Here is a 22,134-nt window from a genome sequence, read left to right as displayed (position 1 = left end):
CTGCAGCCATCCCTCCTTATCGGAGGATGCAACAGGGAAGCGCTCCGCCCTTGCCTTTCAGATCTTCTCCCCGCTCAGGCGCTGGCAGATCATGTCGAGCTGATCGAGGGTCGAATAGTTCAGGGCGACCGTGCCGCCATCCGGTCGATGCCGGATCGTGACCTTCAGGCCCAGCAGGTCTCCCAATTGTCGCTCCAGCGCCGCAAGATCGGCGCTCGCCTCCTGGACATCCGGCTTTTCCTGCCTTTGCCGGCCGCCCCCCTTGCCGGCGCGAACCAGCTTCTCCGTGTCACGAACGGAAAGGTCGCGGCTCACCACCTCGTCCGCCAGTGCCGCAGGATCCCCGGCTGCGGCGATCGCGCGGGCGTGGCCCATGCTGAGTGCGCCTGTCGCGACCAGATCGCGAACCTTGGCTGGAAGGTCTATTAATCTCAATAGGTTAGCGACATGACTCCGTGATTTGTGGACCAACTTGGCCAAAGCTTCCTGGGTATGGCCATATTCGTCGATCAGCCTTTTATAGGCCTCCGCTTCCTCGATCGCGTTAAGATCCTGGCGCTGAATATTCTCGATCAGCGCCACTTCCAGCGTTTCGATGTCGCTGAAGTCGCGGACGATGACCGGCACTTCATGGAGCCGGGCTTTCTGCGCAGCCCGCCATCGCCGCTCACCTGCGACGATCTGGTAACGGTGGCCATGCGGGCGGACGACGATGGGCTGAATGAGCCCGCGTGCCTGGATCGAGGCCGCAAGCTCCTCCAGCGCAGCCTCGTCGAAATGGCGCCGCGGCTGGCCGGTATGCGGCTCCAGACTCGCCACCGGCATCAACTGGATGCCGCTTCGCTCGCCGCCCGACAGGGGCGCCTCCTGGGCCACTTCGCCCATCAACGACGACAGGCCCCGACCAAGGCCCGAGGGCCGCTTGCGGATAGGATTCTCCTCGCTCATGCTGCCGCTGCCGGCTTGGGCAGGCGCCCGATCAATTCACGTGCGAGCGAGATATAAGCTTCCGACCCCGGACAGCGGTGGTCGTAGATCAGGGCCGGTATGCCGTGGCTGGGAGCTTCGGAGAGACGGACGTTCCGGGGAATCACCGTTTCGAAGACGACTTTGCCAAGACAGGCCCGGACATCGTCGGCGACCTGCGAGGAAAGATTGTTGCGTCGATCATACATTGTCAGGGCAACACCCAGGATCGACAGCTCCGGATTGAAGCGGGCGCGTACGCGCTCGATCGTCTGGAGCAGCTGACTGAGACCCTCCAAGGCGAAAAACTCCGTCTGCAGGGGAACGAGTATTGATTGCGCGGCCACCAGCGCGTTCATCGTGATGAGGCCCAAGGACGGCGGGCAGTCGATCAAGGTCACATCCCAGCGACCCGGAGCCGCCCCGTCCAGCGCCTTGTCGAGCCGGTGGGTGCGCCGTTCCATCTGGACGAGTTCAATCTCCGCCCCGGAGAGATCGACCGTTGCCGGTATAAGATCGAGACGCGGGACGCGTGTCGGCACCACCGCTTCTTCCAGCCGGCATTCGCCGGTCAGCAGGTCGTAACTTGAACGGTCGCGCTGACCTTGCGGAACGCCAAGTCCGGTCGAAGCATTGCCTTGGGGATCGAGATCAACCAGCAACACCTTCCATCCTGTGGCGGCGAGCGCCGTGGCAAGATTGATTGCCGTAGTGGTTTTGCCGACACCGCCTTTTTGATTGGCCACTGCAATCCGGATCATCGCGCCCAATTCCCTTCATGTCTGCGGTGAACGGCCTCACCAATGACGATCATGGCGTCCGGATCGGTGAGGCTCGGCTCGAGACGGAATCTACCCTGCCATGAAGCAAGCGCCGCATCCAGTTCGGACTTGGCCTTTCGGCCTTTGGGAAGAATCCATCTGGTCTCGGGCGCCGCAAAACGCGCAGCCAAGCCGAACAATTGATCTAACGAGGCGCAAGCACGTGCGCTGATCGCATCGAATAGTGAACCCTCCATGCGCTCGACACGGGTCTCCACGATGGTAGCACGGTCTCCGATGTCCGTCAGGGCGATCGCTCTGTGGAGGAAATCCGTCCGAAGCTTGCGTGATTCGACCATTACGGTCTTACCGCGATGCAGCATGGCCACGATGAGCCCCGGAAAGCCGGCGCCTGTACCTATGTCGAGCCAGCGGGCCGCCGGCGCCGGCGAGAAAGCCAATAATTGGGCCGAATCAAGCACATGCCGGCTCCAGACCTGGGCGAGTGACGCCTCCGAGACGAGATTCTGCCGCCGATTCTCCTCCTTCAACAGGGAGACGAAGGCCTCCAGGCGCTCCAATGTTTCACGTGGAACATCGAGCCGAGCCTTTGCCTCCTCCTCCGTCATCAGGCGGCTACGCGGCGCGCATGAACCAGGATAGCGGCGAGAGCCGCCGGTGTGATACCCCGGACCCGCCCTGCTGCGCCGAGACTGGCCGGACGGGCAGCATGCAGCCTTTCGACCATCTCCGTCGAGAGGCCTGGTACCCGGGAAAAATCAAGGTCCCGTGGGATGCGAATCGCTTCATCCTTGCGGAGCCGCGCGATTTCACTTTGCTGTCTGGCAACATAGGGTGCGTAACGGTGATCCTGCACCACTTGTTCGAGAAGAAATCGTGATTCCACCTCAAGCTCCGGTACCAACGCCTTGAGCTTGCGACCATCCAACTCCGGAAACCGCAGCCAGTCCGCCAAACTGCGGCGCCCATCACCCCGTACATCCGCGCCCACCCCTCTCAAAGCTTCTGCGGGCAGTTGTGAAGTGAGGAGCCCCTCGATGCGCATGCGGGCAGCCTGCGTTGCCTGGAAGTGAAGGCGGCGTGGCCCGGATACGCAGCCCGTTTCGATGGCCAACGGCGTCAATCGCGTTTCCGCATTATCAGCGCGAAGACGCAGGCGATACTCCGCTCGGGCCGTCAGCATCCGATAGGGCTCTGTCACGCCCTGCAGGACGAGATCGTCCATCATGACGCCGATATAGGAAAGGCTTCGGTCGAGAATGACGGGGTCGCGATCGCTGATCGCAGCAGCGGCATTAAGGCCGGCGACGAGGCCTTGCGCGGCGGCCTCCTCATAGCCCGTGGTCCCGTTGATCTGGCCCGCCAGGTAAAGCCCCTGTACGTCTCGGACAGCCAAGGTCGGCTCGAGGATGCGCGGGTCGACATGATCATATTCGACCGCGTAGCCGGCCTGCAGAATCTCGGCCCGGGTCAGACCCGGCATGGACCTGACCATATCCAGTTGCACGTCCTCCGGCAGGGACGTTGAAATGCCGTTCGGATAGACGGTGAAGTCGTCGGCGCCTTCGGGCTCGAGGAAGATCTGATGCCCTTCGCGATCACCGAACCGATGCACCTTGTCTTCGATCGACGGGCAGTAGCGCGGTCCTACGCCAGTGATCTCACCGGCAAATAGAGGCGATCGGTGGAGTGAGTCGCGTATGATCTGATGCGTCCGAGCATTGGTTCGGGTGATTGCGCAGAAGAGCTGCGGCGCGAGTCGCCCTTCGCTCATCGGCGACATCGTCCAGCCCTCGTCATCGGACGGCTGCCGCTCAAGCGCCGCCCAGTCGATGGTGCGCCCGTCCAGGCGCGGCGGCGTGCCGGTCTTCAAACGGGCCAAGGGCAGCTGCAGATCGCGCAGCTGGTATGCCAGTGCCGTCGCCGAGCGCTCACCAACCCGTCCGCCCGGACAATTGCGCATCCCGAAATGCAGCTTGCCGCCGAGGAAGGTTCCCGTCGCGAGGATGACTGCCCGCGACCGCAAGACCCTTCCATCGGCCAGCACCACGCCCGTCACCTGGCGCCCTTCGAGACGCAAGGCGGCGGCCTCGCCCTCCACGATATCGAGATCCGCTTGTTCGTCGAGAAGACGGTGGATCGCCAACTTGTAGCGGCGCCGGTCGGCCTGGACGCGGGGCCCTTGCACTGCGGCGCCCTTGCTCGCGTTGAGCATCCGATAATGGATACCAGCCTCGTCCGTGGCGCGCCCGATGATCCCGTCGAAGGCATCCACCTCGCGCACGAGATGCCCTTTGCCCAGTCCGCCAATGGCCGGGTTACATGACATGGCTCCGATGGAATCACGGGCAAAGCTGAGCAAAGCCGTCCGAACGCCCATGCGGGCGGCCGCGGCGGCAGCTTCGCAACCGGCGTGACCGCCGCCGACGACGATGACATCGAACTCGCTCAACATGTCAGGGGCTCTATACACGGCCAGCGACGGCTCCAAGAAAAAGCTTCGAATGTTCCACGTGGAACATCACTTCCCGATGCAGAAGCGGCCGAACAATGCGTCCAGCATGTCCTCCACCCCTGCGCGACCCGTAACCTTGTCGAGAGCGACGCGGCACAGACGAAGCGATTCGGCCACAATAAGAAGGTCAGGAGCCGACTTGGTATCGTCCAGAAAAGAGCGGGCCTCTTGGATCGCCGCCTGATGCCGCGCATTGATCGCGACCTCTCCTTCCTTCGGCAGGAGTCCCTCGGCACGCGCGATCAGGAGTTCTATCAACTTTCCCATATTCTGGCCCGTTACCGCCGAGACCCGGATATCGGCGCGGGCATCGATGCGCGGATTGAGATCCGCTTTGGCCTGGACAATGATCGAACGCGGCGGATCGGGACAATCGCAGGGCGCGCCCAACCACAAGATGATGTCGGCCTGCTCCAGGCTCAGCCGCGTCCGGCTTATCCCGATGGCTTCTATCTCGTCGGCGCCATCCCGCAGACCTGCCGTATCTATCAATAGGAAAGGCGCCCCGCCGATGGCGGTCGGGGCTTCGATGAGATCGCGCGTCGTACCCGCGATATCGGATATGATAGCAGCCTCCCGTCCTGCGAGCGCGTTGAGCAAGCTGGACTTGCCTGCGTTTGGCGGGCCAGCGATGCTCACCCGTAGACCGTCCCGCAGACGCTCGATCGCCGGTCGGCTCAACAAGCTTCCCATCTCTTCGGCAAGACGCGCCAATTCCTCATGCCACGACGAAGGCAAACCCTCCGCGACGTCGCCTTCGTCGGAAAAATCCAAACAGGCCTCGACGTCCGCCGCGAGTGCGAGAACACGGCGCTGCCAGTCCTCAACCAGATGGCTGACCGAACCGCCCGCCAACGCCAGCGCGGCGCGCCGTTGCGACTCCGTCTCAGCCAAGAGCAGATCGGCCAGTCCCTCGGCTTCGGCCAAATCGACACGTCCGTTTTCGAAACTCCGCCGCGTGAATTCCCCAGCCTCGGCCGGCCTCAAGCCGTCGATAGAGCACAAGGCGGCGAGAACCGAAGCAATGACGGCGCGGCCGCCGTGGAGATGGAGCTCGGCAACATCCTCGCCAGTGGCGCTGTCCGGTCCAGTGAAATGCAGGACCAAGGCACGGTCGAGCGCTTCGCCGCCAACCGGGTGGCGAAGCGTCGCCAGCCGCGCGTGGCGCGGGAGGGCGGGTGCGATATCAGTCAATTGCTGCAGTGCAACAAGGGCGGCCGGGCCGCTGATCCTGACAATCGCAACGGCAGCGGGCGGAGATCCGGACGATAGCGCGTAGATGGTATCGCGACCGGTTCCGGTCACTTCTTCCCGCTCATCTGATCCATCATCACCTGCCACATAGACATTCCGGCCTCGCTCATCGGGCCCCAATTCTTCATCATGGTGGCGAGATGTTCCGGCGTCATGCCGTCATTCACTGCCTTGGTCATCTTCTCAACATAGGCTTCATGCACCGGGCTGATGTCCGGGAGGCCCATGAAGCGACGTGCCTCTTCAGGCGTGCAGTCCACGTCGATCGTGACTTTCATAGCGGCTCGCTCATCCGGCTGTTGCGGGCATGGTAGCCCTTAGGTGTATAGCAGGAAAGGGCCAAGCCAGGAGGAGCCGAAATGTCCAAAATCACCATCGACACGCTGGAAGGGGACGGCAAGTTCGAGGCCTATATCGCCGAGCCCGAAAACCGGCCCCGGGCCGCGATAATCGTCATTCAAGAAATATTCGGGATCAATGAAGGGATAAGACGCAAATGCGATCACTGGGCGGAACTCGGCTATCTCGCTCTGGCCCCGGACCTGTTCTGGCGCCTGGAGCCGGGAGTAGAGCTGGATCCCGATATCCCGGAAGAATTTCAGGAGGCATTGCGGCTGATGGGCAAGTTCAACCAGGACCAGGGCATCAGGGACATCGAATCCACGATCCGCTTCGCACGGGCACGTTTCGCTCACGACAATGGTGATGGCGGGAAAGTCGGCTGCGTCGGCTATTGCCTGGGCGGAAGGCTCGCATTCATGACCGCAGCCCGCACCGACGTCGATGCCAGCGTCGGCTATTATGCGGTCGGAATCGACAATCTGCTTCACGAGAAACACGCCATCGCTCACCCGCTCATGCTGCATATCGCCGGCACCGATCATTTCGTGGACAACGACGTCCAGAAGGCAATGCACGAAGGACTGGACGATCATCCCAAAGTCGTCTTGCACGACTATCCAGGCGAGGATCACGGCTTCGCTACGGAAATGGGCAAACGGCGAAGCGACGAGGCTGCCCGTCTCGCAGATCAGCGTACCGAGGCGTTCTTCGCAGCCAATCTTTAGGGGATTCGCGGAGCCGATCGGCACTGCCCCGGAGGCGAAAGCCTGATCAGAAAGCCTCGGTCGGTTGCCTGATCTCAACCAATGACCGGGTCAGGTGAACAATGTCTGCACACCCACCGTCGGGTCGATGAATCCGTCATAAATCATCTTGCCGGCTACCCAGAGGATGACGAGCAGGCCCAGCCAGGCGATCCAGCGATAGCGCTCGATATATTTGGCTAGGATATTGGCAGCGACGCCCATCAGAGCAACCGACAGCAAGAGGCCGATGATCAAGATGCCAGGATGATCCCGGGCCGCGCCGGCGACAGCGAGCACATTGTCGAGGCTCATCGACACATCGGCTACGGCCACCGCCCAGGCCGCGCTGGCGAAGCTTTTGGCCGGCTTCAGGCCGCTATGTTCGTCGCCCGCAACCTCCTGGGACCCCGGGGATTCGCCGGTGTGGCGCAGCTCGCGATACATTTTCCAGGAGACCCACAACAAGAGCAGACCGCCTGCGAAGATCAGGCCAACAATCTGCATCAGCTGGGTCACCATCAGCGCGAAGATGATGCGCAGCACCAGAGCGGCGATGATGCCGATCAGGATCACCTTCTTGCGCTGGTCGGCCGGTAGGCCCGCGGCGAGCGCACCCACGACGATAGCATTGTCGCCCGCCAGCATGATGTCGATCATCAACACCTGGGCGAATGCAGCCAAAGCCGCGGGCGAACCGAAGTTCGAGAAATCGGTGGCGATCGCATCCCACATATGGGAGATGCCGCCTGCCGATGCGGAGAAAGAGAGAAGAGTTTCCAGCATCCGGCTCGAACGTCCCTGCGCTTTACTGGTTCATCGAGGCGAAAAAGTCTTCGTTCGACTTGGCGTCCTTCATCTTGTCGAGCAGGAACTGCATCGCATCGACCGTGCCCATCTGCATCAGGATCCGGCGCAGCACCCACATCTTCGAAAGCGTTGCCGGGTCGACCAGCAGCTCTTCCTTGCGCGTGCCCGACTTGCCGACGTCCAGCGCCGGGAAGATACGCTTGTCGGCCACCTTGCGATCCAGCACGATTTCGGAATTGCCGGTGCCCTTGAACTCTTCGAAAATGACCTCGTCCATCTTGGAGCCGGTGTCGATCAATGCTGTCGCGATGATCGACAGCGAACCGCCCTCCTCGATGTTGCGCGCAGCACCGAAGAATCGCTTGGGACGTTGCAGGGCATTGGCGTCGACGCCGCCGGTCAGGACCTTACCGGAACTCGGTACGACGGTGTTGTAGGCACGACCGAGGCGGGTGATCGAATCGAGCAGGATGACGACATCCTTCTTATGCTCGACCAGGCGCTTGGCCTTCTCGATCACCATTTCGGCGACCTGGACGTGGCGCTGTGCCGGCTCGTCGAAGGTCGAGGAAATCACCTCGCCCTTCACCGAACGCTGCATGTCGGTCACTTCCTCGGGACGCTCGTCGATCAGCAGAACGATCAGGAAGACTTCGGGATGATTGTCGGTGATCGCCTTCGCCATATTCTGGAGCAGGACGGTCTTGCCCACCCGCGGCGGCGCCACGATCAGGGCGCGCTGGCCCTTGCCCTGCGGCGAAACGATGTCGATGACGCGAGCGGACTTGTCCTTGACGGTCGGATCGGCGCTGTCGAGCCGCAATTTCTCGTCCGGATAGAGCGGCGTAAGATTGTCGAAATTGACGCGGTGACGAACCGCCTCGGGGTCATCGAAATTCACCGACACCAATCGGGTCAGTGCGAAATAGCGTTCGCCATCCTTCGGCCCGCGAATCTCGCCTTCGATCGTGTCGCCGGTCCGGAGACCGAATTTGCGCACCTGATTGGGGGAAACATAGATGTCGTCGGGACCGGCCAGATAATTCGAATCGGGCGAGCGCAGAAATCCGAATCCGTCCTGCAAGACCTCGATCGTTCCCATGCCCATGATCTCCTGGCCATTTTCGGCCTGGACCTTGAGGATGGAGAACATCAGTTCCTGCTTGCGCAGCGTGGAGGCGCCCTCGACGCCGAGCTCTTCGGCCATGGCGACCAGCTCGGCAGGGGATTTTTGTTTCAAGTCTTTGAGATGCATACAGTTTCTCTGGAGTGTTGATGTCGTACGTCGCGCGGGAAGGATGGAATGCGGCTGGGATGCCCACACGGACGGCGGGCGAACGACGGGTCGGCGTTAAGCCTCGCCCAAATCCAAGTCAAGCGAGCTCAGAAGGGCTTTACGATGACCAGCACGACTATGACGGCCGTGGCAAGGCCCGGCACCTCGTTCATGATGCGAAGCGCCTTGCCGCTCATCGACCTGTCGCCCGCGGCCAGCTTGCGACCATAGCCGATCATCCAGCCATGATAAGCGGACAGGAGGAGGACCATGACCAACTTCGCCTGCATCCAGCCCTGCGACCATGCCCCGGTGATGTAGAGGAGGGTGAGGCCCAGCAGCCAGACCATCGCCATGGCCGGCGTGATGATGATCTTGCGAAGCTTGCGCTCCCGTTCGATCCAGCTTCTTTCCTCGGGGGATCCCGCCGCTGCTTGCTGGTGATAGACGTAGAAACGCGGAAGCATGAACAGTCCCGCGATCCAGAAGATCACGAAGATGACGTGACCGGCCTTGATCCAGGCGTAGGTCAAGCTGAGCGCCGCTTCCAAGCCATCGGTCACCGGCGCACCAGCTTCACGAGCTGCTCGACATGCAAAAGCGGTGTGTCCGGCAAAATGCCATGCCCCAAATTGAAGATATGCGGACGCTCTTCAAAGGCTGATATGATGCAACCGACCGCGATTTCAAGCGCCTCGCCGCCTGCAATGAGTGCAAGCGGGTCGAGATTGCCTTGCACGGGAAGGTCCCGCGGCAAGGCCGCCGCTGCCCAGAGGGGGTCCACCGTTTCATCGAGTCCGATCGCATCGACTCCGGTTTCGCGGGCATAAGCCGGCAGCTTGCCGCCCGCCCCCTTGGGAAATCCGATCACCGGCACATCGGGATGACGCGCCTTCAAAGCAGAAACGATCGCTGCCGTGGGTGCCACCACCCATTTTTCGAACTGGGCTGGAGACAGGCTGCCCGACCAGCTGTCGAACAACTGCACCGCCTCCACGCCCGATTCGATCTGGCAGGACAGATAGTCCACCGTCATGGTCGCGATGGCATCCACGATCGCCTGGAAGCCTCCCGGATCGCGATAGGCGAGACGGCGGGTCTCGGCCTGATCGCGGCTTCCCTGGCCGGCGACCATATAAGTAGCGACCGTCCATGGGCTGCCGGCAAAACCCAGGAAACTGGTCTCGGGCGGCAGCCCGGCGGCCACTTTCTCCACAGTCCGATAGACCGGCTCCAGCCGCTGCGGGACCGCTTCCAGTCCGGCCAGCGCGGCATCGACCAGCGGCGGCGACAGACGTGGCCCCTCGCCGGCCACGAAAGTGAGATCCTGGCCAAGCGCGTGCGGCACGATCAATATGTCGGAAAACAGAATTGCGCCGTCGAAACCGAAACGGCGGATCGGCTGCAGCGTCACTTCCGCCGCGGCGTCGGGATCATAAACGAGATCGAGGAATCCCCCCTTCTCAGCCCGCAGCGCGCGATATTCGGGAAGATAGCGGCCCGCCTGGCGCATCAGCCAAATGGGAGTTTTCTCAGCTTTTCGGCCGTTCAGAACGGAAAGCAAGGGCTTGGTTCGAGCGGACATGGCAGGCTGGAAGCTCCCCTCTCTTATCTATTAGAATCTTATATAGAAGAGAGTCTGTAGTAGGTTGTAGGCGGTCGAGCAGCGGGGTTTATTGCCTCCACCCGATTTTGCAAACAGCTTGACTCCGCAAGGTCCGCACAAAGCCGTGGATTCGTTCCTCTTATCCCCGGCATCCACAATGGACCGCATTCATCTTTCCCATGTTGGCCCGATTGTGGATCGAATCCGAATGACGGGGACCAAAGCTTTTCTTGAAAGCGCCCCGAGGCTTACGCTAGCGAATTCCCCATGCTTATCCACAGTCAGATCTGATGGCGGATCCGCTCCACCTCCACCTTCTGTCCGATTCCACCGGAGAGACGCTGGAAGTGATCGCGAAGGCGTGTCTCGCTCAGTTCGAAGGCGCGGAGGTGTTGCGCCACTTCTGGCCGATGGTGCGGTCCGAAGGCCATCTCGATCGGGTGCTGGACGATATCGAGCGTCGGCCCGGCCTCGTCCTTTATACCCTGGTGAACAGCAATATCCGGCGGGAGCTGGAGCAGAAGACCCGCAGGCGCGGGATCCATGCCGTTTCCGCGCTCGATCCCGTCGTCGATGCGCTGTCGGCAGTGCTCGGCCAGGAAGCCAAAGCCCGCCCGGGCAGCCAGCATGCCCTCGACGCCGCTTATTTTGCCCGCGTCGGCGCGATCCAGTTCACCATAGCGCATGATGACGGGATCGGATCGGATAATTGGGAGGAAGCGGACATCATCCTGGCGGGCGTGTCGCGAACCTCCAAGACCCCGACTTCCATCTATCTCGCCAATCGCGGCTTCAAGGTCGCGAACATTCCGCTGGTGCCGGAAGCGCCGCCCCCGCCGTCGCTGTTCGGCCTGCGCCATCCATTGGTCGTGGGTCTCACCACCAATCCGGACCGGCTGATCCAGGTCCGCCGCAACCGGCTGCTTTCGCTCAACCAGGCGCCCGAAACCGATTATGTCGATCAGGAGGCGGTGAACGCCGAGCTCGCCTTCGCGCGGCGCATCTTCGCGGACAATGATTGGCCGGTCATCGACGTCACCCGCCGATCGATCGAGGAGACCGCCTTCGCCATCGTGAAGCTGTGCAATGAACGGTTCGACATAGCTACGGCGCGCGAATGACGCTTTTGCTCGCGTCCCGCAGCGCCGCTCGCCGATCGATGCTCGAAGCGGCGGGCCTCGCTTTCGACACGGTGGAATCCGCACTGGACGAAGCGGCTGCCAAGGCTGGTCTTGCGGAAGCCGGCTTCAGTCCCGCCGTGGTCGCGGAAGAACTTGCGCAGCTCAAGGCGCTCAGCGTCCGCGCGGCACCCGGAGACCTCGTGCTTGGCGCCGACCAAATATTGGAGCAGGCCGACGGCAGGCTGCTGAGCAAGCCGGAGTCCCGCGACGACGCCTTTGCCCAGCTGCGATCGCTGAGCGGTACGACCCACAAGCTGCATTCGGCCGCCGTGATCGTCGAAAACGGGGTTGTGGCCTGGTCGCATGTCGAAACTTCGGCGCTCACGATGCGGCGCTTGAGCGATGCCTTCCTGGAATCCTACCTCGACCGGGAATTTGACGCGATCCGCTGGAGCGTCGGCGGCTACCGCATCGAAGGCCCCGGCGTGCAATTGTTCGATCGCGTCGAAGGCAGCCATTTCGCAATACTCGGACTGCCCTTGCTGCCCCTGCTCGCTTATTTGCGCGCGCGGGCCCTGTTGCCGAGCTGACGACCATGTCCGCGGCCGCTTCCACTAACTTTCCCTATGCCGAGGTGATCGGTGATCCGGTCGCGCATTCCAAATCGCCGCTTATCCATAAATTCTGGCTGTCGAAGCTGGGCAAGAACGGGGATTATCGGGCGACCCAAATTCGCGCGGAGAAGCTCGCCGGCTTCTTCGCTGAGCGGCGTGGCGATCCCGCCTGGGCAGGATGTAACGTCACCATCCCCCACAAGGTCCAGATCATGTCCCATCTCGACCGAATCGAAGGAATCGCCTCGGCAGTGGGGGCCGTCAACAGCGTCACCCGGAGCGCCGATGGCGGCCTGGTGGGCCGCAATACAGATGTCGAAGGTTTCCTGGAGCCGCTGCGGGACCTGAACGACGATATTGCCGCGATCCATGTGATCGGCGCGGGCGGCGCCGCCCGGGCCGTGGGCGCGGCATTCAAAGGCCGCAGATTGACCTTTTTCAACCGGAATGTCGCAAGAGCCCAAATGCTGGCCGACGAATTTTCCCAAAGCGGTGGCTCGGCCATGCCGCTGACAGCGCTCACCGAAGCGTCTATCGGCCACGAGCAAGGCCGCTGCATCATCGTCAATGCATCGGCCCTGGGAATGTCGGGCCAGGACGGGCTGGAAATCGACCTCGACGCTTATCTAGGCGACACCATCGTCTATGATCTCGTTTACGCACCGTTGGAAACCAATCTTCTGAAACAGGCGCGGCGCCGGGGAATGCACGCGATCGACGGTCTTCACATGCTGGTGGGCCAGGCTGCAATCGCCTTCGCCTTCTTCTTCGGCGTGACTGCGCCACGGGAGCATGATGCGGAGCTGCGGGCCGTGCTGACCTCATGATCATTCTCGGCCTCACCGGCTCGATCGGGATGGGCAAGTCCACGGTCTCCGCCATGTTCGCCGATGAGGACGTGCCCGTCTTCGATGCCGACGCCGTCGTGCACAAGCTTCAGGGACCCGACGGCGCCCTGGTGGCAGCGATCGAGGCGCATTTTCCCGGAACGACGGGCGCCGCGGGCGTCGATCGGACGAGTCTCGCCGAAGCCGTGCTCGGCGACGACCGCAAACTGGAGGCACTGGAAGCCCTCGTCCACCCGGCGGTCGCGCGGGAACGGGAATCCTTCCTGCGCCTTCATGCCGGCAGGCCTTTGGTCGTCCTCGACATTCCTTTGCTTTTCGAGAAGGGCGGATGGGAGTCCGTCGATCGAATCGCAGTTGTCTCGGCCCCGGCCGACGTCCAGCGGAGCCGCGTGCTGGGGCGGCCCGGCATGACCCTGGACAAGTTCGAGAAGATATTGGCGCGGCAGCTGCCGGACGCCGACAAGAGGGCACGCGCCGATTTCGTGATCCCGACCGGGGGCAGTTTCGATGAGACGCGACAAGCGGTTCGCCGCATCATCGCTTGTCTCACCGCCAGCACCGATTCATAACCGCCCCATGCGGGAAATAATATTCGACACCGAAACCACGGGGCTCAGCCCGCTTGCCGGCGATCGCATGGTCGAGATCGGCTGTGTCGAGCTGGTCAACCGAGTCGAAACGGGCCGTACCTTTCACGCCTATTTCAATCCATGCCGGCCGATGCCGAGCGGCGCGGAGGCCGTGCACGGCCTCTCCGACATCTTCCTTTCGGACAAGCCGCTCTTCGAGGATCAGGTGGAAGATCTGCTGGAATTTCTCGGCGATTGTCCGCTCGTGGCGCACAATGCCAGCTTCGACTTCGGATTCCTGAACCACGAGCTCGGTTATTGCGGGCGGCCGCTCGTCTGTCTGACCAGGATGGTCGACACGCTGGCGATCGCCCGCACGCGCCACCCTGGCGCCAAGCACAGCCTGGACGCGCTTTGCACGCGTTATGGAATCGATCGTAGCTTGCGCATAAAGCATGGCGCGCTGATCGATGCTCAGCTTCTCGCGCAATGCTATGTCGAGCTGACCGGTGGGCGGCAGATCGGGTTTTCGCTGGCCACCGATACCGTCGAGCAGCGCAACGAGGCAACGGATCGCGCGGCGCCGGCCGAAACGATCGTCGTGCAGATACGGACGCCCCGTCCGCACGCTCCGTCGGAAGAGGAACTTGTCGCGCATGCGGCCTTTCTGGATTCCATATCCGATCCCATATGGCATCGGCTGGAGGCACGCAGTTGACCTTGGGAGGAAACGGCGCCTAATCCCGCGCGCTGGAACATTGGGCGAAAGGGCGGCATCGGCCTTTCGCGAAGAAGCAATGTAGAACAAGGGTTTGAGGGCGGCTGCGGTTTCTTCCCGTTGCATCCGCTCCATGTCCAAGCTGGAGAAAATGATGGAAATCCGGATCTCTGGTCATCAGGTCGATACCGGCGAGGCGCTTCGCGCCCATGTCGCGGAACGGATGACCGCGATTGCCGACAAATATTTCGCGCGGGCCATTTCGGCGACGGTGACATTCGGCAAGGGCCCCCACGACCATGCCTTCGTATGCGACATCATCGCCCATGTGATGCAAGGCGTGATCCTGAAGGGTTCGGGCAAGGCCGCCGATGCGCATCCGGCCTTCGACCAGGCGTCGGAGCGAATCGAAAAGCAGCTGCGCCGCTATATGCGCAGGCTGAAGGATCGGCATGGTGCCAGTGAGGCGGTGGCGCTGGCCGATGTCACGGCGGACGCGGCCTATCGCGTATTCGATATTGGCGAAGAAGACGCCGAGCCCGCCGACAATCCGCCGATCGTGGCGGAAACCAAGGTGGATATTCCCGATGCCAGTGTGTCGGACGCCGTCATGCTGCTCGATCTCCGCAACACCAATGCGTTACTGTTCCGAAACAGCGGCACCGGCAAGTTCAACATGGTCTATCGGCGAGGCGACGGAACGATCGGATGGGTCGAACCGCAACGCGACTGACCGCCCGACATATTCACAAGTGCAGCAAAAGGCGGAGGCGCGGCGTCTCCATTCGGTGACCGATGAACGATCTTTCCGATATTCTCGCTTCCGACGGCATCGACGAATCGATGGCGGCGGCAAACAAGAAGACCCTGTTCCAGCAGCTCGCCGCCGCCGCGGCGCGCCAGACGGGTCTGCCCGCCAAGTCGATTCTCGCCTGCCTCAACGAGCGGGAAAAGATCGGATCGACCGGCTTTGGCGGTGGCATCGCGATCCCGCACGGCAAACATGCGGGACTCGACGGCGTGTTCGGATTCTTCGCGCGCCTGGCGGCACCGATCGAATATCAGTCCATCGACAATCTTCCGGTCGATCTGGTCTTCCTGATCCTGTCCCCTCCGGATGCCGGCGCCGACCATCTCAAGGCCCTGGCAAGCGTCAGCAGGACGCTCCGCGACCGTGCGGTGATCGCCAAGCTGCGCGGGGCCCGGTCGCGCGATGCGATCTTCGCGCTGCTGTCCGGAGTCGAAAGCCGCCATGCCGCCTGATGCGGGGCTGCGCTCCGGCGCGGCTGCGCATCATCGGGCGCTGGAATCGCTGTATCGGCAGGCGCCGATCAACGCCTTGTTCCAATCGTCCCTCGAGATTGTCGAGGATGGCCAGGCCAGGATCCGTTTCGTCGTCGATCCAGGCATGTTCCATGCGGCGGGCGCCGCACATGGCACGCTCTATTTCAAGATGCTCGACGACGCGGCCTTTTACGCATGCAACAGCCTCGTCACGGATCGCTTCCTCCTGACGACGGCCTTCAACCTCCTGTTCACGCGGCCCATCCGCTCCGGGCCGGTCGTGGCCGAAGGGCGGTGGGCGAGCGGCAAGCGGCGGGTCTTCGTCGGCGAGGCGCGGCTGATCGACGCGGATGGGGAGGAGGCGGCGCGCGGGACGGGAACTTTCATGCGCTCCCACATTCCGCTCGCGAATCTTCCCGGATACGATCCTGGCGGCTGATGGCGGCGAGGCTATCCACGTCCGTGCTGGTGAGTGCCCTGATCCGAAAGGCCGAGGCCGAAGGAGGCTTTGCGGCGATATTGGCGAAGGGCGACGAACGGGCCGGTTCGGTGATCCTCATCCTGACCGAACGTGGCGCGGATCCGCACATCTTCGAGCGCGTCCTGCAGGCGAACGGGACTTATGGCTGGCAGGAAACCAGTCCGACGCCAATCGAAGCGGTTCCCGATCTTATCGCGAAGCGGAGGCGGTTCGACCCGGATATCTGGGCACTTGAGCTGGATGTCCCATCCTGGGAACGGTTCGCCGCTGAAATGATTTCCCCGGATTGACTCTGTTGCACCGCACAAAGTAGCGCCGCCCAGCACTTTCAGCACAAGAGCGGTGGCTGCCATTTAAGAGCCTGTTGTTTAGGCCGGGGGCACGCGAGACGGACGGGCGATCAGGATGTTCTGCATCCGGCGTGAGATCAATCGACCGCACTGATTAGAGTTTGAATGCGATCGAGGATTCATGTCGCGGGATATGCCGCGGCGGCAATCGCCATTGTCGGCGGTTTCATCTACGCTGGACCTTCCCGTGCTTGGGAAGCGGACGTTCCGACCAGCACAAGTTCCTATATCGACCACTCAGCCGCCATATTGGACCCTGGCGAATCCGCCTTGAATCCTGCCAAGACCGAGGGCGAGGTGGCCAATCCCGTTCCGCCTGCGGCCGTGGCCGTCCACGCCAATGCCTCGATCGAGCCCCCCGAGCCTGTCGCGGCCCGTTCGCTCGCCGATCTGGTGAGCGATTTTGCGGACGATGAAACGGCGACCTCCGAGGAGGAATGCCTGGCGGGCGCCGTCTATTTCGAATCCAAGGGCGAATCACTGAAAGGGCAGCTTTCCGTTGCCGAAGTGATTCTCAACCGGGCGCGTTCCAGTCGCTTTCCCTCCTCGATCTGCGGAGTCGTCAAGCAACGGGGACAATTCTCCTTCATTCGCGGCGGCCGTTTTCCAGCTATCCGACGCTCGTCGGCGGCCTGGCACAAAGCGGTGGCTATCGCCCAGATCGCGCTTCGCGATCTTGCCGATGGCCCGGCGCCGCAGGCCCTGTTCTTCCATGCGACCCATGTTTCGCCGCGCTGGCGCGGCCTCACCCGCGTCGCCACGGTCGGCAACCACATATTCTATCGTTGAAAATCGGGGACAGGCCTTTCGCCTGTTCCCGTTTCATTCTAGACTTGGGCGATGGCTCCGATCGCGAATCCGGCACAAGAACCTTGCTTTTCGGACGCACCGCCGGCTGCCCAGGACGTGGCGCGCGGCGTCACCCGCCTCTTCTTCCGTCAGGACCAGTTCGCCATATGCGAGGTACCGCTTCCCAATGGGCGACGTGCAGACATGATGGCGATCGACGGCGGCGGCCTGATCACCATCGTCGAGATCAAGGTGTCACGGGCGGATTTGCTGGGCGATCAAAAATGGCCGGATTATCTCGACTATTGCGATCGCTTCTTCTGGGCCGTGCCGCCCGGATTCGACCTGACGCCTTTTGAAAGCGAGGCCCTCGAACCGTCGCTTTGCGGGCTTCTGGTGGCCGATCGCTACGATGCTGCGGTGCTGCGGGAGCCGATGATGCGCAAGCTGGCGCCTGCCCGCCGTCGCTCGGAGACATTGCGCTTCGCCCGCCGGGCCGCGCGGCGGCTGGTGGGCGATATCGATCCAGGACTGGCGGCTTTCACCTGAGGCCGCGGATCGCGCCCTCATCCCTTACGATTGATCCTCGTAGTGTCGTATTTTATTTGGGGCCGGCCACGGCGCGCGGCGGCGCCGGCGGCGATTCGAGCAGTTTGAGGATCGCGGCGGTGCGCGCGTCCTGCCTGGCATAATCGATGGCCGAATAACCGGCCACATTGTCGCTTTTCTTGGGATTGGCGCCTTTGGCGAGCAGCAGCCGTACCATAGGCAGATCGCGGGCGTGGACTGCCAGGATCAGCGGCGTCTCGCCCCGGTTGTTGGCAAGGTCGACGCTGGCGCGGCGACGGAGAAGTTCCTCCGCCCCATCCACCCAGCCAAGCTGGGCAGCCAGGCCGAGCGGCGTGTCGCCATTCTCGTTCTGGATATCCGGCTTGGCGCCGCGGGAGAGAAGAAAGCCCAGCCAGGTGAGGTCGCGTTCGCGGGCGAGGATGTGGAGCCCCCCCTCGCCGCTGCCGCGTTCCCTGGTATTGATCACGGTCGCGCCGGGCGAACCGATCAGCGACTGAACCTTGTTGCCGTCACGGTCACGCACCGCCTTCAAAAACGCATAGCTGTCGGAGACCTGCTGCGCCGCGGCGGGGATGGCGAGCAGGCCCAGCGCCAGAACGGTCCCCAATGTGGCGAAGAAGCGTTTGACCATCACAACACCATTATCCCGACTTGATCCGCGGCCCTTAGCAAAGCAAGGCTGCCTTTGCCATGAACGAAAAAGCCAAATCCCTCATTCTGCTCGCCGTTTCGCTGCTGCTGGGCTTGGCGCTGGCCGCCTGTTCACCCGCGGCCGTCGAGGAGCCGCCCCTCCAGGGGGCCCGCATCGGCGGCCCCTTCACGCTCACCGACCAGAATGGCAGGAAGGTCAGCGATACGGATTTCGCCGGGCGCTACCGGATCGTCTATTTCGGCTTCAGCTACTGTCCGGACGTCTGCCCCACCGATCTTCTCGCCATCGGCCAGGGACTGAAAAGGTTCGAGAAGAAGGACCCGGATCGCGCCGCCGGAATCCAGCCCATCTTCATCACCGTCGATCCGGAGCGGGATACGCCTGCCGTTCTCAAACAATATGTTGCGTCCTTCCACCCGCGCCTGATCGGACTTACCGGCAGCGCCGAGGATATTGCCGCCGTGACGAAGGCTTTCAGCATCTATTATGCGAAGGAGCAAAGAGAGGACGTCACCGGCTACACGATGAACCATAGCCGACAAACGATCCTGTTCGGGCCGAAGGGCGAACCGATCGCCATCCTTCCGTCGGATCAGGGCGCCGACGCGGTCGCTGCCGAGCTCGACCGATGGGTGAAGTGACGAAGCCTTTTTGGGAAAAGCCGCTCGCCCAACTCGACCGCGCCGAGTGGGAAGCGCTGTGCGACGGCTGCGGCAAATGCTGTCTTCACAAGGTCGAAGATGAGGTCACCGGCGATATCCACGCCACCAACGTCGCTTGCAAATTGCTCGATCGGCACAGCGGCCGCTGCACCAATTATAGCGGTCGCCGGGCTTTCGTGCCGGACTGCATCCGTCTGACGGCTGGCAATGTCGACCGGCTGGCCTGGCTGCCGTCAACCTGCGCCTACCGCCTTCGTGCCGAAGGCAAGGAATTGCCCGCTTGGCACTATCTTGTCAGCGGCGATCGGGAAATGGTGCATCAAGCGGGCATATCCGTTCGCGGCTGGACGATTTCGGAGACCGATGCGGGCGATCTCGAACATCACCTTGTCGACCGTGAGCTCTGACCTCCTTTTTCGTGGCGGAGGCATAACCGCAGCGCTCAGCATCAGGCAGTCACCGCGCGCGCGTGCAATGCGGCTGAGGGTCGACCAGCGCACAGCGACCATATTGCTCACCGTGCCGCGTCGCGTCTCCCAGCGCCATGCGCTCGCATGGGCGGCGGACCAGCGCGACTGGATCGAGACGCAGCTGGCGGCGATCGCCCCGCCCGTCCGCTTCGTTCCCGACGCCGTCATTCCGCTTTACGACCTCCCCCATCGCATCGATTGGAGCCCAGAACGCTCGCGGCTCGTGCGGCGCGACGAGGATCGGCTAACCGTCGGCGGCCCGCTGGAGAATCTGGAGGCCCGTCTGCTCCGTTGGCTGAAACGGCATGCGGCGGAGCTATTGGACCGCGAAACCTGCGAATTTGCGGACAAAGCGGGCGTCAGCGTCGACCGGACGGGTGTCGGTGATCCGGTATCGCGTTGGGGAAGCTGTTCAAGCACCGGTGCCATTCGCTATAGCTGGCGGCTCATCCTGGCACCCGAATGGGTCCGCCGGGCCACCGTCGCCCACGAAGTCGCCCATCGTATCCACATGGATCACAGCCCGCGCTTTCATGCGCTGGTCGCCGACCTGCTGGGCGCCGACCCGAAACCGGCGCGATCATGGTTGCGGAGGAACGGTTCTTCTCTCCATCGGTTCGGGCGGGTTTAAGGTCCGCAATTGCGGGGGCGGCGGCAGCCGCCGTGGCAGGTCCGGCGGCGGCGCGCGATCGCGCCCTGTCGCGCGATCGAGCCATTCCTGGTCAAGTCTTTCGGGAGGCGCCGGATCCTGTTCGGCTTCGTCGGCAGGCGGCTCTGCCGGAACGACCGGATTGCCGTCGGCATCGACCAGCTGCCCGTCGCTGGGCGCCTGGAACCAGGCCTCGGTATCGGGTTCGACCTGCCAGTCGGGCAGCTCCACCTCGATGTCGAAATTCTCGACCGGGCGCCGCGCGACCGCCCGCACCATGAAGTCATGAAAGGCACGCGCCGGGGCGGCGCCGCCCTGGAGACCGGATACCCTCTTGGCATCGTCCCGGCCCATCCACACACCCGTCGTCAGGCCGCTCGAAAAGCCCAGAAACCAGCCATCCTTATTGGAGCTGGTAGTGCCTGTCTTGCCGGCAACCGGACGGCCGATCTGCGCAGCCCGGCCGGTGCCGGTCAGCACCGCCGCCTGCAGGAGGTCAGTCATCTGCGCCGCGACCCAGGGAGCGACAAGTACCCGGGATTCCCTCGGTCCATGATCGTAGAGCAATTCCCCGTCCGATGTCGTGACCCGCTTGATTCCATAAGGGACGACGGCGACACCGCGTTGCGCCACCGATGCATAGGCGCGCGTCATGTCCAGCAGGCGGACATCTGAGCTGCCAAGAGTCATGGACGGATGCGTGACGACCGGCGTGGTAATGCCGAAGCGCTGCGCCATATCGGCAACGGTTCGAAAACCGACCTCCTGGCCAAGCCGGACGGACACCGTATTGATCGATTGGGCGAAAGCCTGGCGGAGGGTAATGTCGCCGGCGAAGCTTCCATTGCTGTTGCGCGGGCTCCAGCCATTGATGCTGATCGGCCGGTCCGAAACAATGTCGTTGGGTTTGTAGCCGCCCTCCAACGCTGCCAGATAGACGAACAGTTTGAAGGCGGACCCCGGCTGGCGCACGGCCTGGGTCGCCCGATTGTAGATCGAGCTGACATAGTCGCGCCCGCCTACCATCGCCCTGACGGCGCCGTCCCGATCGAGCGACACGAGCGCACCCTGGGCGGTGCCGGGCGTGTTGGCATTGATCGCCTGGTCGGCCACCTTCTGCATGTTGGGGTCGAGCGTAGTCCAGACCTCGATCGGCTTCATCGTCTCGTCGATCAACGTATCGAGCTGCGGCAGGACCCAGTCCGTGAAATAGCGGACGCTGTTCTGCTTGGGCGTTGGAACGATCTTGATTTCTGACGGGTGCGCGGCGGCAGCCTCGGCAGGAGTGATGTCGCCATTCCTCACCATCAACCTGATCACGACCGACGCACGCTGGCGCGCCGCTTCGGCGTCCGCCGTCGGCGCATAATTGGAGGGGGCCTTGACGAGGCCGGCGATGATCGCCGCCTCCGAGAGGCTGAGCTCGGCGGCGGAATGGCCGAAGAAGCGGCGCGACGCGGCATCGATGCCATAAGCTCCGCCGCCGAAATAGACGCGGTTGAGGTAGAGTTCGAGGATCTGATCCTTGCTGAACCGCCGCTCCAGCGCGAGCGCGAGGACCGCTTCGCGGGCCTTGCGCCCGAAGCTTCTCTTGTTGGTGAGAAAGATGTTGCGCGCCAGCTGCTGCGTGATCGTCGACACCCCGCGAACCTTGTCGTCACGCTGGATGCTCACCTGGATGCCGCGGACGATGCCGATCGGGTCGACGCCCGGATGCCACCGGAAGCGACGGTCCTCGACCGAGATCATCGCCTGCTTCATGATCTGCGGGATCTCGTCCGAACGGAGCCATTCGCCGAAACTCGGCCCCAGTTCCGCAAGCAGGGATCCATCGGCGGCGCGCACGCGGATCATCTGGCCCAGATCGTCGCGGCGGATCAGCTCCTGGTAACTCGGCAATGAACTCATCGCGACACCGACCGCGACGGCCAGGGCGACCATTGCGAGGAGCAGGGCGTAGAGGGAATATTTGAGGATCCCGATCACCGTTCGCCGCAGCCGGGATCGGTTGGGAGCTTTGCTGGCCATAGAAATCTATCGATAGGGCCGGACGAGTCCGCCCA

27 protein-coding genes are annotated in these 22,134 nt (G+C 62.8%); 15 read left to right on the top strand and 12 right to left on the bottom strand.

Annotated features, from left to right (window positions below):
- Nucleotides 1-57: 57 nt before the first annotated feature.
- The 6 genes from RQX22_RS11440 to RQX22_RS11415 form a co-directional block, all read right to left on the bottom strand.
- Nucleotides 58-948 (bottom strand): ParB/RepB/Spo0J family partition protein, encoded by an 891-nt coding sequence (locus RQX22_RS11440; protein ID WP_315726602.1) that lies wholly within the window; start codon nucleotides 946-948, stop codon nucleotides 58-60.
- Nucleotides 945-1,727, bottom strand: coding sequence for a ParA family protein (locus tag RQX22_RS11435; RefSeq protein WP_315726600.1), 783 nt, complete (start codon nucleotides 1,725-1,727; stop codon nucleotides 945-947). The genes RQX22_RS11440 and RQX22_RS11435 overlap by 4 nt, the downstream gene beginning before the upstream one ends.
- Complete coding sequence (rsmG, locus tag RQX22_RS11430) at nucleotides 1,724-2,356, bottom strand: 16S rRNA (guanine(527)-N(7))-methyltransferase RsmG (protein ID WP_315726598.1); 633 nt, start codon at nucleotides 2,354-2,356, stop codon at nucleotides 1,724-1,726. The genes RQX22_RS11435 and rsmG overlap by 4 nt, the downstream gene beginning before the upstream one ends.
- Complete coding sequence (mnmG, locus tag RQX22_RS11425) at nucleotides 2,356-4,203, bottom strand: tRNA uridine-5-carboxymethylaminomethyl(34) synthesis enzyme MnmG (RefSeq protein ID WP_315726596.1); 1,848 nt, start codon at nucleotides 4,201-4,203, stop codon at nucleotides 2,356-2,358. Before mnmG ends, rsmG begins: the two co-directional genes overlap by 1 nt.
- A 66-nt stretch (nucleotides 4,204-4,269) precedes the next feature.
- On the bottom strand, nucleotides 4,270-5,568 hold the full coding sequence (gene mnmE, locus RQX22_RS11420) for a tRNA uridine-5-carboxymethylaminomethyl(34) synthesis GTPase MnmE (RefSeq protein WP_315726594.1): 1,299 nt from the start codon (nucleotides 5,566-5,568) through the stop codon (nucleotides 4,270-4,272).
- Nucleotides 5,565-5,795, bottom strand: coding sequence for a DUF6489 family protein (locus tag RQX22_RS11415; protein WP_315726592.1), 231 nt, complete (start codon nucleotides 5,793-5,795; stop codon nucleotides 5,565-5,567). Before RQX22_RS11415 ends, mnmE begins: the two co-directional genes overlap by 4 nt.
- Nucleotides 5,796-5,876: 81 nt before the next feature.
- On the opposite strand from RQX22_RS11415, the gene RQX22_RS11410 reads away from it, so the two are divergent.
- Nucleotides 5,877-6,584, top strand: coding sequence for a dienelactone hydrolase family protein (locus RQX22_RS11410; protein WP_315726590.1), 708 nt, complete (start codon nucleotides 5,877-5,879; stop codon nucleotides 6,582-6,584).
- Nucleotides 6,585-6,674: 90 nt separating this feature from the next.
- Here the strand turns inward: RQX22_RS11410 and RQX22_RS11405 are convergent, their stop codons facing one another.
- The 4 genes from RQX22_RS11405 to hemE form a co-directional block, all read right to left on the bottom strand.
- Complete coding sequence (locus RQX22_RS11405) at nucleotides 6,675-7,337, bottom strand: TerC family protein (protein WP_410001639.1); 663 nt, start codon at nucleotides 7,335-7,337, stop codon at nucleotides 6,675-6,677.
- A 73-nt stretch (nucleotides 7,338-7,410) separates the two neighbouring features.
- Nucleotides 7,411-8,667, bottom strand: coding sequence for a transcription termination factor Rho (gene rho / locus RQX22_RS11400; protein WP_315726586.1), 1,257 nt, complete (start codon nucleotides 8,665-8,667; stop codon nucleotides 7,411-7,413).
- Between the two features lie 128 nt (nucleotides 8,668-8,795).
- The gene (locus RQX22_RS11395; RefSeq protein ID WP_315726584.1) at nucleotides 8,796-9,251 is read right to left on the bottom strand and encodes a CopD family protein; all 456 of its coding nucleotides are present in this window, start codon (nucleotides 9,249-9,251) and stop codon (nucleotides 8,796-8,798) included.
- Nucleotides 9,248-10,273: a uroporphyrinogen decarboxylase gene (gene hemE / locus RQX22_RS11390; RefSeq protein WP_315726582.1), complete on the bottom strand. Its 1,026-nt coding sequence runs from the start codon at nucleotides 10,271-10,273 to the stop codon at nucleotides 9,248-9,250. Before hemE ends, RQX22_RS11395 begins: the two co-directional genes overlap by 4 nt.
- Nucleotides 10,274-10,584: 311 nt before the next feature.
- Here hemE and RQX22_RS11385 point away from each other — a divergent pair, with 311 nt between their 5' ends.
- From RQX22_RS11385 to RQX22_RS11335, 11 genes are all read left to right on the top strand, one after another.
- A complete protein-coding gene (locus tag RQX22_RS11385; protein WP_315726580.1) occupies nucleotides 10,585-11,415 on the top strand; it encodes a pyruvate, water dikinase regulatory protein in 831 nt (276 codons plus the stop codon).
- Complete coding sequence (locus RQX22_RS11380) at nucleotides 11,412-12,005, top strand: Maf family protein (RefSeq protein WP_315726579.1); 594 nt, start codon at nucleotides 11,412-11,414, stop codon at nucleotides 12,003-12,005. The genes RQX22_RS11385 and RQX22_RS11380 overlap by 4 nt, the downstream gene beginning before the upstream one ends.
- A gap of 5 nt (nucleotides 12,006-12,010) precedes the next feature.
- The gene (gene aroE / locus RQX22_RS11375; protein WP_315726577.1) at nucleotides 12,011-12,856 is read left to right on the top strand and encodes a shikimate dehydrogenase; all 846 of its coding nucleotides are present in this window, start codon (nucleotides 12,011-12,013) and stop codon (nucleotides 12,854-12,856) included.
- Nucleotides 12,853-13,446, top strand: coding sequence for a dephospho-CoA kinase (gene coaE / locus RQX22_RS11370; protein WP_315726575.1), 594 nt, complete (start codon nucleotides 12,853-12,855; stop codon nucleotides 13,444-13,446). The genes aroE and coaE overlap by 4 nt, the downstream gene beginning before the upstream one ends.
- A gap of 7 nt (nucleotides 13,447-13,453) precedes the next feature.
- On the top strand, nucleotides 13,454-14,164 hold the full coding sequence (gene dnaQ, locus RQX22_RS11365) for a DNA polymerase III subunit epsilon (protein ID WP_315726573.1): 711 nt from the start codon (nucleotides 13,454-13,456) through the stop codon (nucleotides 14,162-14,164).
- Between the two features lie 154 nt (nucleotides 14,165-14,318).
- Complete coding sequence (gene hpf / locus RQX22_RS11360; protein ID WP_315726841.1) at nucleotides 14,319-14,897, top strand: ribosome hibernation-promoting factor, HPF/YfiA family; 579 nt, start codon at nucleotides 14,319-14,321, stop codon at nucleotides 14,895-14,897.
- A 62-nt stretch (nucleotides 14,898-14,959) separates the two neighbouring features.
- A complete protein-coding gene (locus RQX22_RS11355) occupies nucleotides 14,960-15,427 on the top strand; it encodes a PTS sugar transporter subunit IIA (protein ID WP_315726571.1) in 468 nt (155 codons plus the stop codon).
- Entirely contained in the window at nucleotides 15,417-15,887 is a 471-nt protein-coding gene (locus RQX22_RS11350; protein ID WP_315726569.1) for a PaaI family thioesterase, read from the top strand. Before RQX22_RS11355 ends, RQX22_RS11350 begins: the two co-directional genes overlap by 11 nt.
- 23 nt (nucleotides 15,888-15,910) lie before the next feature.
- Nucleotides 15,911-16,219 carry a DUF1491 family protein gene (locus RQX22_RS11345; protein ID WP_315726567.1) on the top strand — a complete coding sequence of 103 codons (309 nt, stop codon included), beginning with the start codon at nucleotides 15,911-15,913 and terminating at the stop codon, nucleotides 16,217-16,219.
- A 165-nt stretch (nucleotides 16,220-16,384) separates the two neighbouring features.
- Nucleotides 16,385-17,068 (top strand): cell wall hydrolase, encoded by a 684-nt coding sequence (locus RQX22_RS11340; protein WP_315726565.1) that lies wholly within the window; start codon nucleotides 16,385-16,387, stop codon nucleotides 17,066-17,068.
- Between the two features lie 51 nt (nucleotides 17,069-17,119).
- Nucleotides 17,120-17,617 (top strand): MmcB family DNA repair protein, encoded by a 498-nt coding sequence (locus tag RQX22_RS11335; protein ID WP_315726563.1) that lies wholly within the window; start codon nucleotides 17,120-17,122, stop codon nucleotides 17,615-17,617.
- A 52-nt stretch (nucleotides 17,618-17,669) separates the two neighbouring features.
- On the opposite strand, the gene RQX22_RS11330 is transcribed toward RQX22_RS11335, so the two are convergent.
- Nucleotides 17,670-18,269, bottom strand: coding sequence for an ankyrin repeat domain-containing protein (locus tag RQX22_RS11330; RefSeq protein ID WP_315726561.1), 600 nt, complete (start codon nucleotides 18,267-18,269; stop codon nucleotides 17,670-17,672).
- Nucleotides 18,270-18,328: 59 nt separating this feature from the next.
- Between RQX22_RS11330 and RQX22_RS11325 the strand changes: the two genes are divergently transcribed.
- Genes RQX22_RS11325 through RQX22_RS11315 form a run of 3 tightly spaced genes read left to right on the top strand, consistent with a single transcriptional unit; the run spans nucleotide 18,329 to nucleotide 20,053 of the window.
- The gene (locus tag RQX22_RS11325; RefSeq protein ID WP_315726559.1) at nucleotides 18,329-18,931 is read left to right on the top strand and encodes an SCO family protein; all 603 of its coding nucleotides are present in this window, start codon (nucleotides 18,329-18,331) and stop codon (nucleotides 18,929-18,931) included.
- A complete protein-coding gene (locus RQX22_RS11320) occupies nucleotides 18,919-19,359 on the top strand; it encodes a YcgN family cysteine cluster protein (protein WP_315726557.1) in 441 nt (146 codons plus the stop codon). Before RQX22_RS11325 ends, RQX22_RS11320 begins: the two co-directional genes overlap by 13 nt.
- The gene (locus RQX22_RS11315) at nucleotides 19,349-20,053 is read left to right on the top strand and encodes a M48 family metallopeptidase (protein WP_315726554.1); all 705 of its coding nucleotides are present in this window, start codon (nucleotides 19,349-19,351) and stop codon (nucleotides 20,051-20,053) included. Before RQX22_RS11320 ends, RQX22_RS11315 begins: the two co-directional genes overlap by 11 nt.
- Here RQX22_RS11315 and RQX22_RS11310 read toward each other — a convergent pair.
- Nucleotides 20,003-22,099 (bottom strand): transglycosylase domain-containing protein, encoded by a 2,097-nt coding sequence (locus RQX22_RS11310; RefSeq protein ID WP_315726553.1) that lies wholly within the window; start codon nucleotides 22,097-22,099, stop codon nucleotides 20,003-20,005. The two genes, RQX22_RS11315 and RQX22_RS11310, sit on opposite strands and share 51 nt — an antisense overlap.
- Nucleotides 22,100-22,134 lie beyond the last annotated feature (35 nt).

Origin of the sequence: Sphingosinicella rhizophila (genome assembly GCF_032378825.1) — a bacterium.
Taxonomy (GTDB): domain Bacteria; phylum Pseudomonadota; class Alphaproteobacteria; order Sphingomonadales; family Sphingomonadaceae; genus Allosphingosinicella; species Allosphingosinicella rhizophila.
Note: the sequence above shows the minus strand (reverse complement) of the source record. Positions and strands in the feature narration are given on the sequence as shown.

What these genes read in the sequence shown, in the direction of transcription:
- RQX22_RS11440 (WP_315726602.1), bottom strand. Translation starts at nt 948, where the DNA reads ATGAGCGAGGAGAATCCTATCCGCAAGCGGCCCTCGGGCCTTGGTCGG.
- RQX22_RS11435 (WP_315726600.1), bottom strand. Translation starts at nt 1,727, where the DNA reads ATGATCCGGATTGCAGTGGCCAATCAAAAAGGCGGTGTCGGCAAAACC.
- rsmG (WP_315726598.1), bottom strand. Translation starts at nt 2,356, where the DNA reads ATGACGGAGGAGGAGGCAAAGGCTCGGCTCGATGTTCCACGTGAAACA.
- mnmG (WP_315726596.1), bottom strand. Translation starts at nt 4,203, where the DNA reads ATGTTGAGCGAGTTCGATGTCATCGTCGTCGGCGGCGGTCACGCCGGT.
- RQX22_RS11415 (WP_315726592.1), bottom strand. Translation starts at nt 5,795, where the DNA reads ATGAAAGTCACGATCGACGTGGACTGCACGCCTGAAGAGGCACGTCGC.
- RQX22_RS11410 (WP_315726590.1), top strand. Translation starts at nt 5,877, where the DNA reads ATGTCCAAAATCACCATCGACACGCTGGAAGGGGACGGCAAGTTCGAG.
- RQX22_RS11405 (WP_410001639.1), bottom strand. Translation starts at nt 7,337, where the DNA reads ATGTGGGATGCGATCGCCACCGATTTCTCGAACTTCGGTTCGCCCGCG.
- rho (WP_315726586.1), bottom strand. Translation starts at nt 8,667, where the DNA reads ATGCATCTCAAAGACTTGAAACAAAAATCCCCTGCCGAGCTGGTCGCC.
- hemE (WP_315726582.1), bottom strand. Translation starts at nt 10,273, where the DNA reads ATGTCCGCTCGAACCAAGCCCTTGCTTTCCGTTCTGAACGGCCGAAAA.
- RQX22_RS11385 (WP_315726580.1), top strand. Translation starts at nt 10,585, where the DNA reads ATGGCGGATCCGCTCCACCTCCACCTTCTGTCCGATTCCACCGGAGAG.
- RQX22_RS11380 (WP_315726579.1), top strand. Translation starts at nt 11,412, where the DNA reads ATGACGCTTTTGCTCGCGTCCCGCAGCGCCGCTCGCCGATCGATGCTC.
- aroE (WP_315726577.1), top strand. Translation starts at nt 12,011, where the DNA reads ATGTCCGCGGCCGCTTCCACTAACTTTCCCTATGCCGAGGTGATCGGT.
- coaE (WP_315726575.1), top strand. Translation starts at nt 12,853, where the DNA reads ATGATCATTCTCGGCCTCACCGGCTCGATCGGGATGGGCAAGTCCACG.
- dnaQ (WP_315726573.1), top strand. Translation starts at nt 13,454, where the DNA reads ATGCGGGAAATAATATTCGACACCGAAACCACGGGGCTCAGCCCGCTT.
- hpf (WP_315726841.1), top strand. Translation starts at nt 14,319, where the DNA reads ATGGAAATCCGGATCTCTGGTCATCAGGTCGATACCGGCGAGGCGCTT.
- RQX22_RS11355 (WP_315726571.1), top strand. Translation starts at nt 14,960, where the DNA reads ATGAACGATCTTTCCGATATTCTCGCTTCCGACGGCATCGACGAATCG.
- RQX22_RS11350 (WP_315726569.1), top strand. Translation starts at nt 15,417, where the DNA reads ATGCCGCCTGATGCGGGGCTGCGCTCCGGCGCGGCTGCGCATCATCGG.
- RQX22_RS11340 (WP_315726565.1), top strand. Translation starts at nt 16,385, where the DNA reads ATGCGATCGAGGATTCATGTCGCGGGATATGCCGCGGCGGCAATCGCC.
- RQX22_RS11335 (WP_315726563.1), top strand. Translation starts at nt 17,120, where the DNA reads ATGGCTCCGATCGCGAATCCGGCACAAGAACCTTGCTTTTCGGACGCA.
- RQX22_RS11330 (WP_315726561.1), bottom strand. Translation starts at nt 18,269, where the DNA reads ATGGTCAAACGCTTCTTCGCCACATTGGGGACCGTTCTGGCGCTGGGC.
- RQX22_RS11325 (WP_315726559.1), top strand. Translation starts at nt 18,329, where the DNA reads ATGAACGAAAAAGCCAAATCCCTCATTCTGCTCGCCGTTTCGCTGCTG.
- RQX22_RS11320 (WP_315726557.1), top strand. Translation starts at nt 18,919, where the DNA reads ATGGGTGAAGTGACGAAGCCTTTTTGGGAAAAGCCGCTCGCCCAACTC.
- RQX22_RS11310 (WP_315726553.1), bottom strand. Translation starts at nt 22,099, where the DNA reads ATGGCCAGCAAAGCTCCCAACCGATCCCGGCTGCGGCGAACGGTGATC.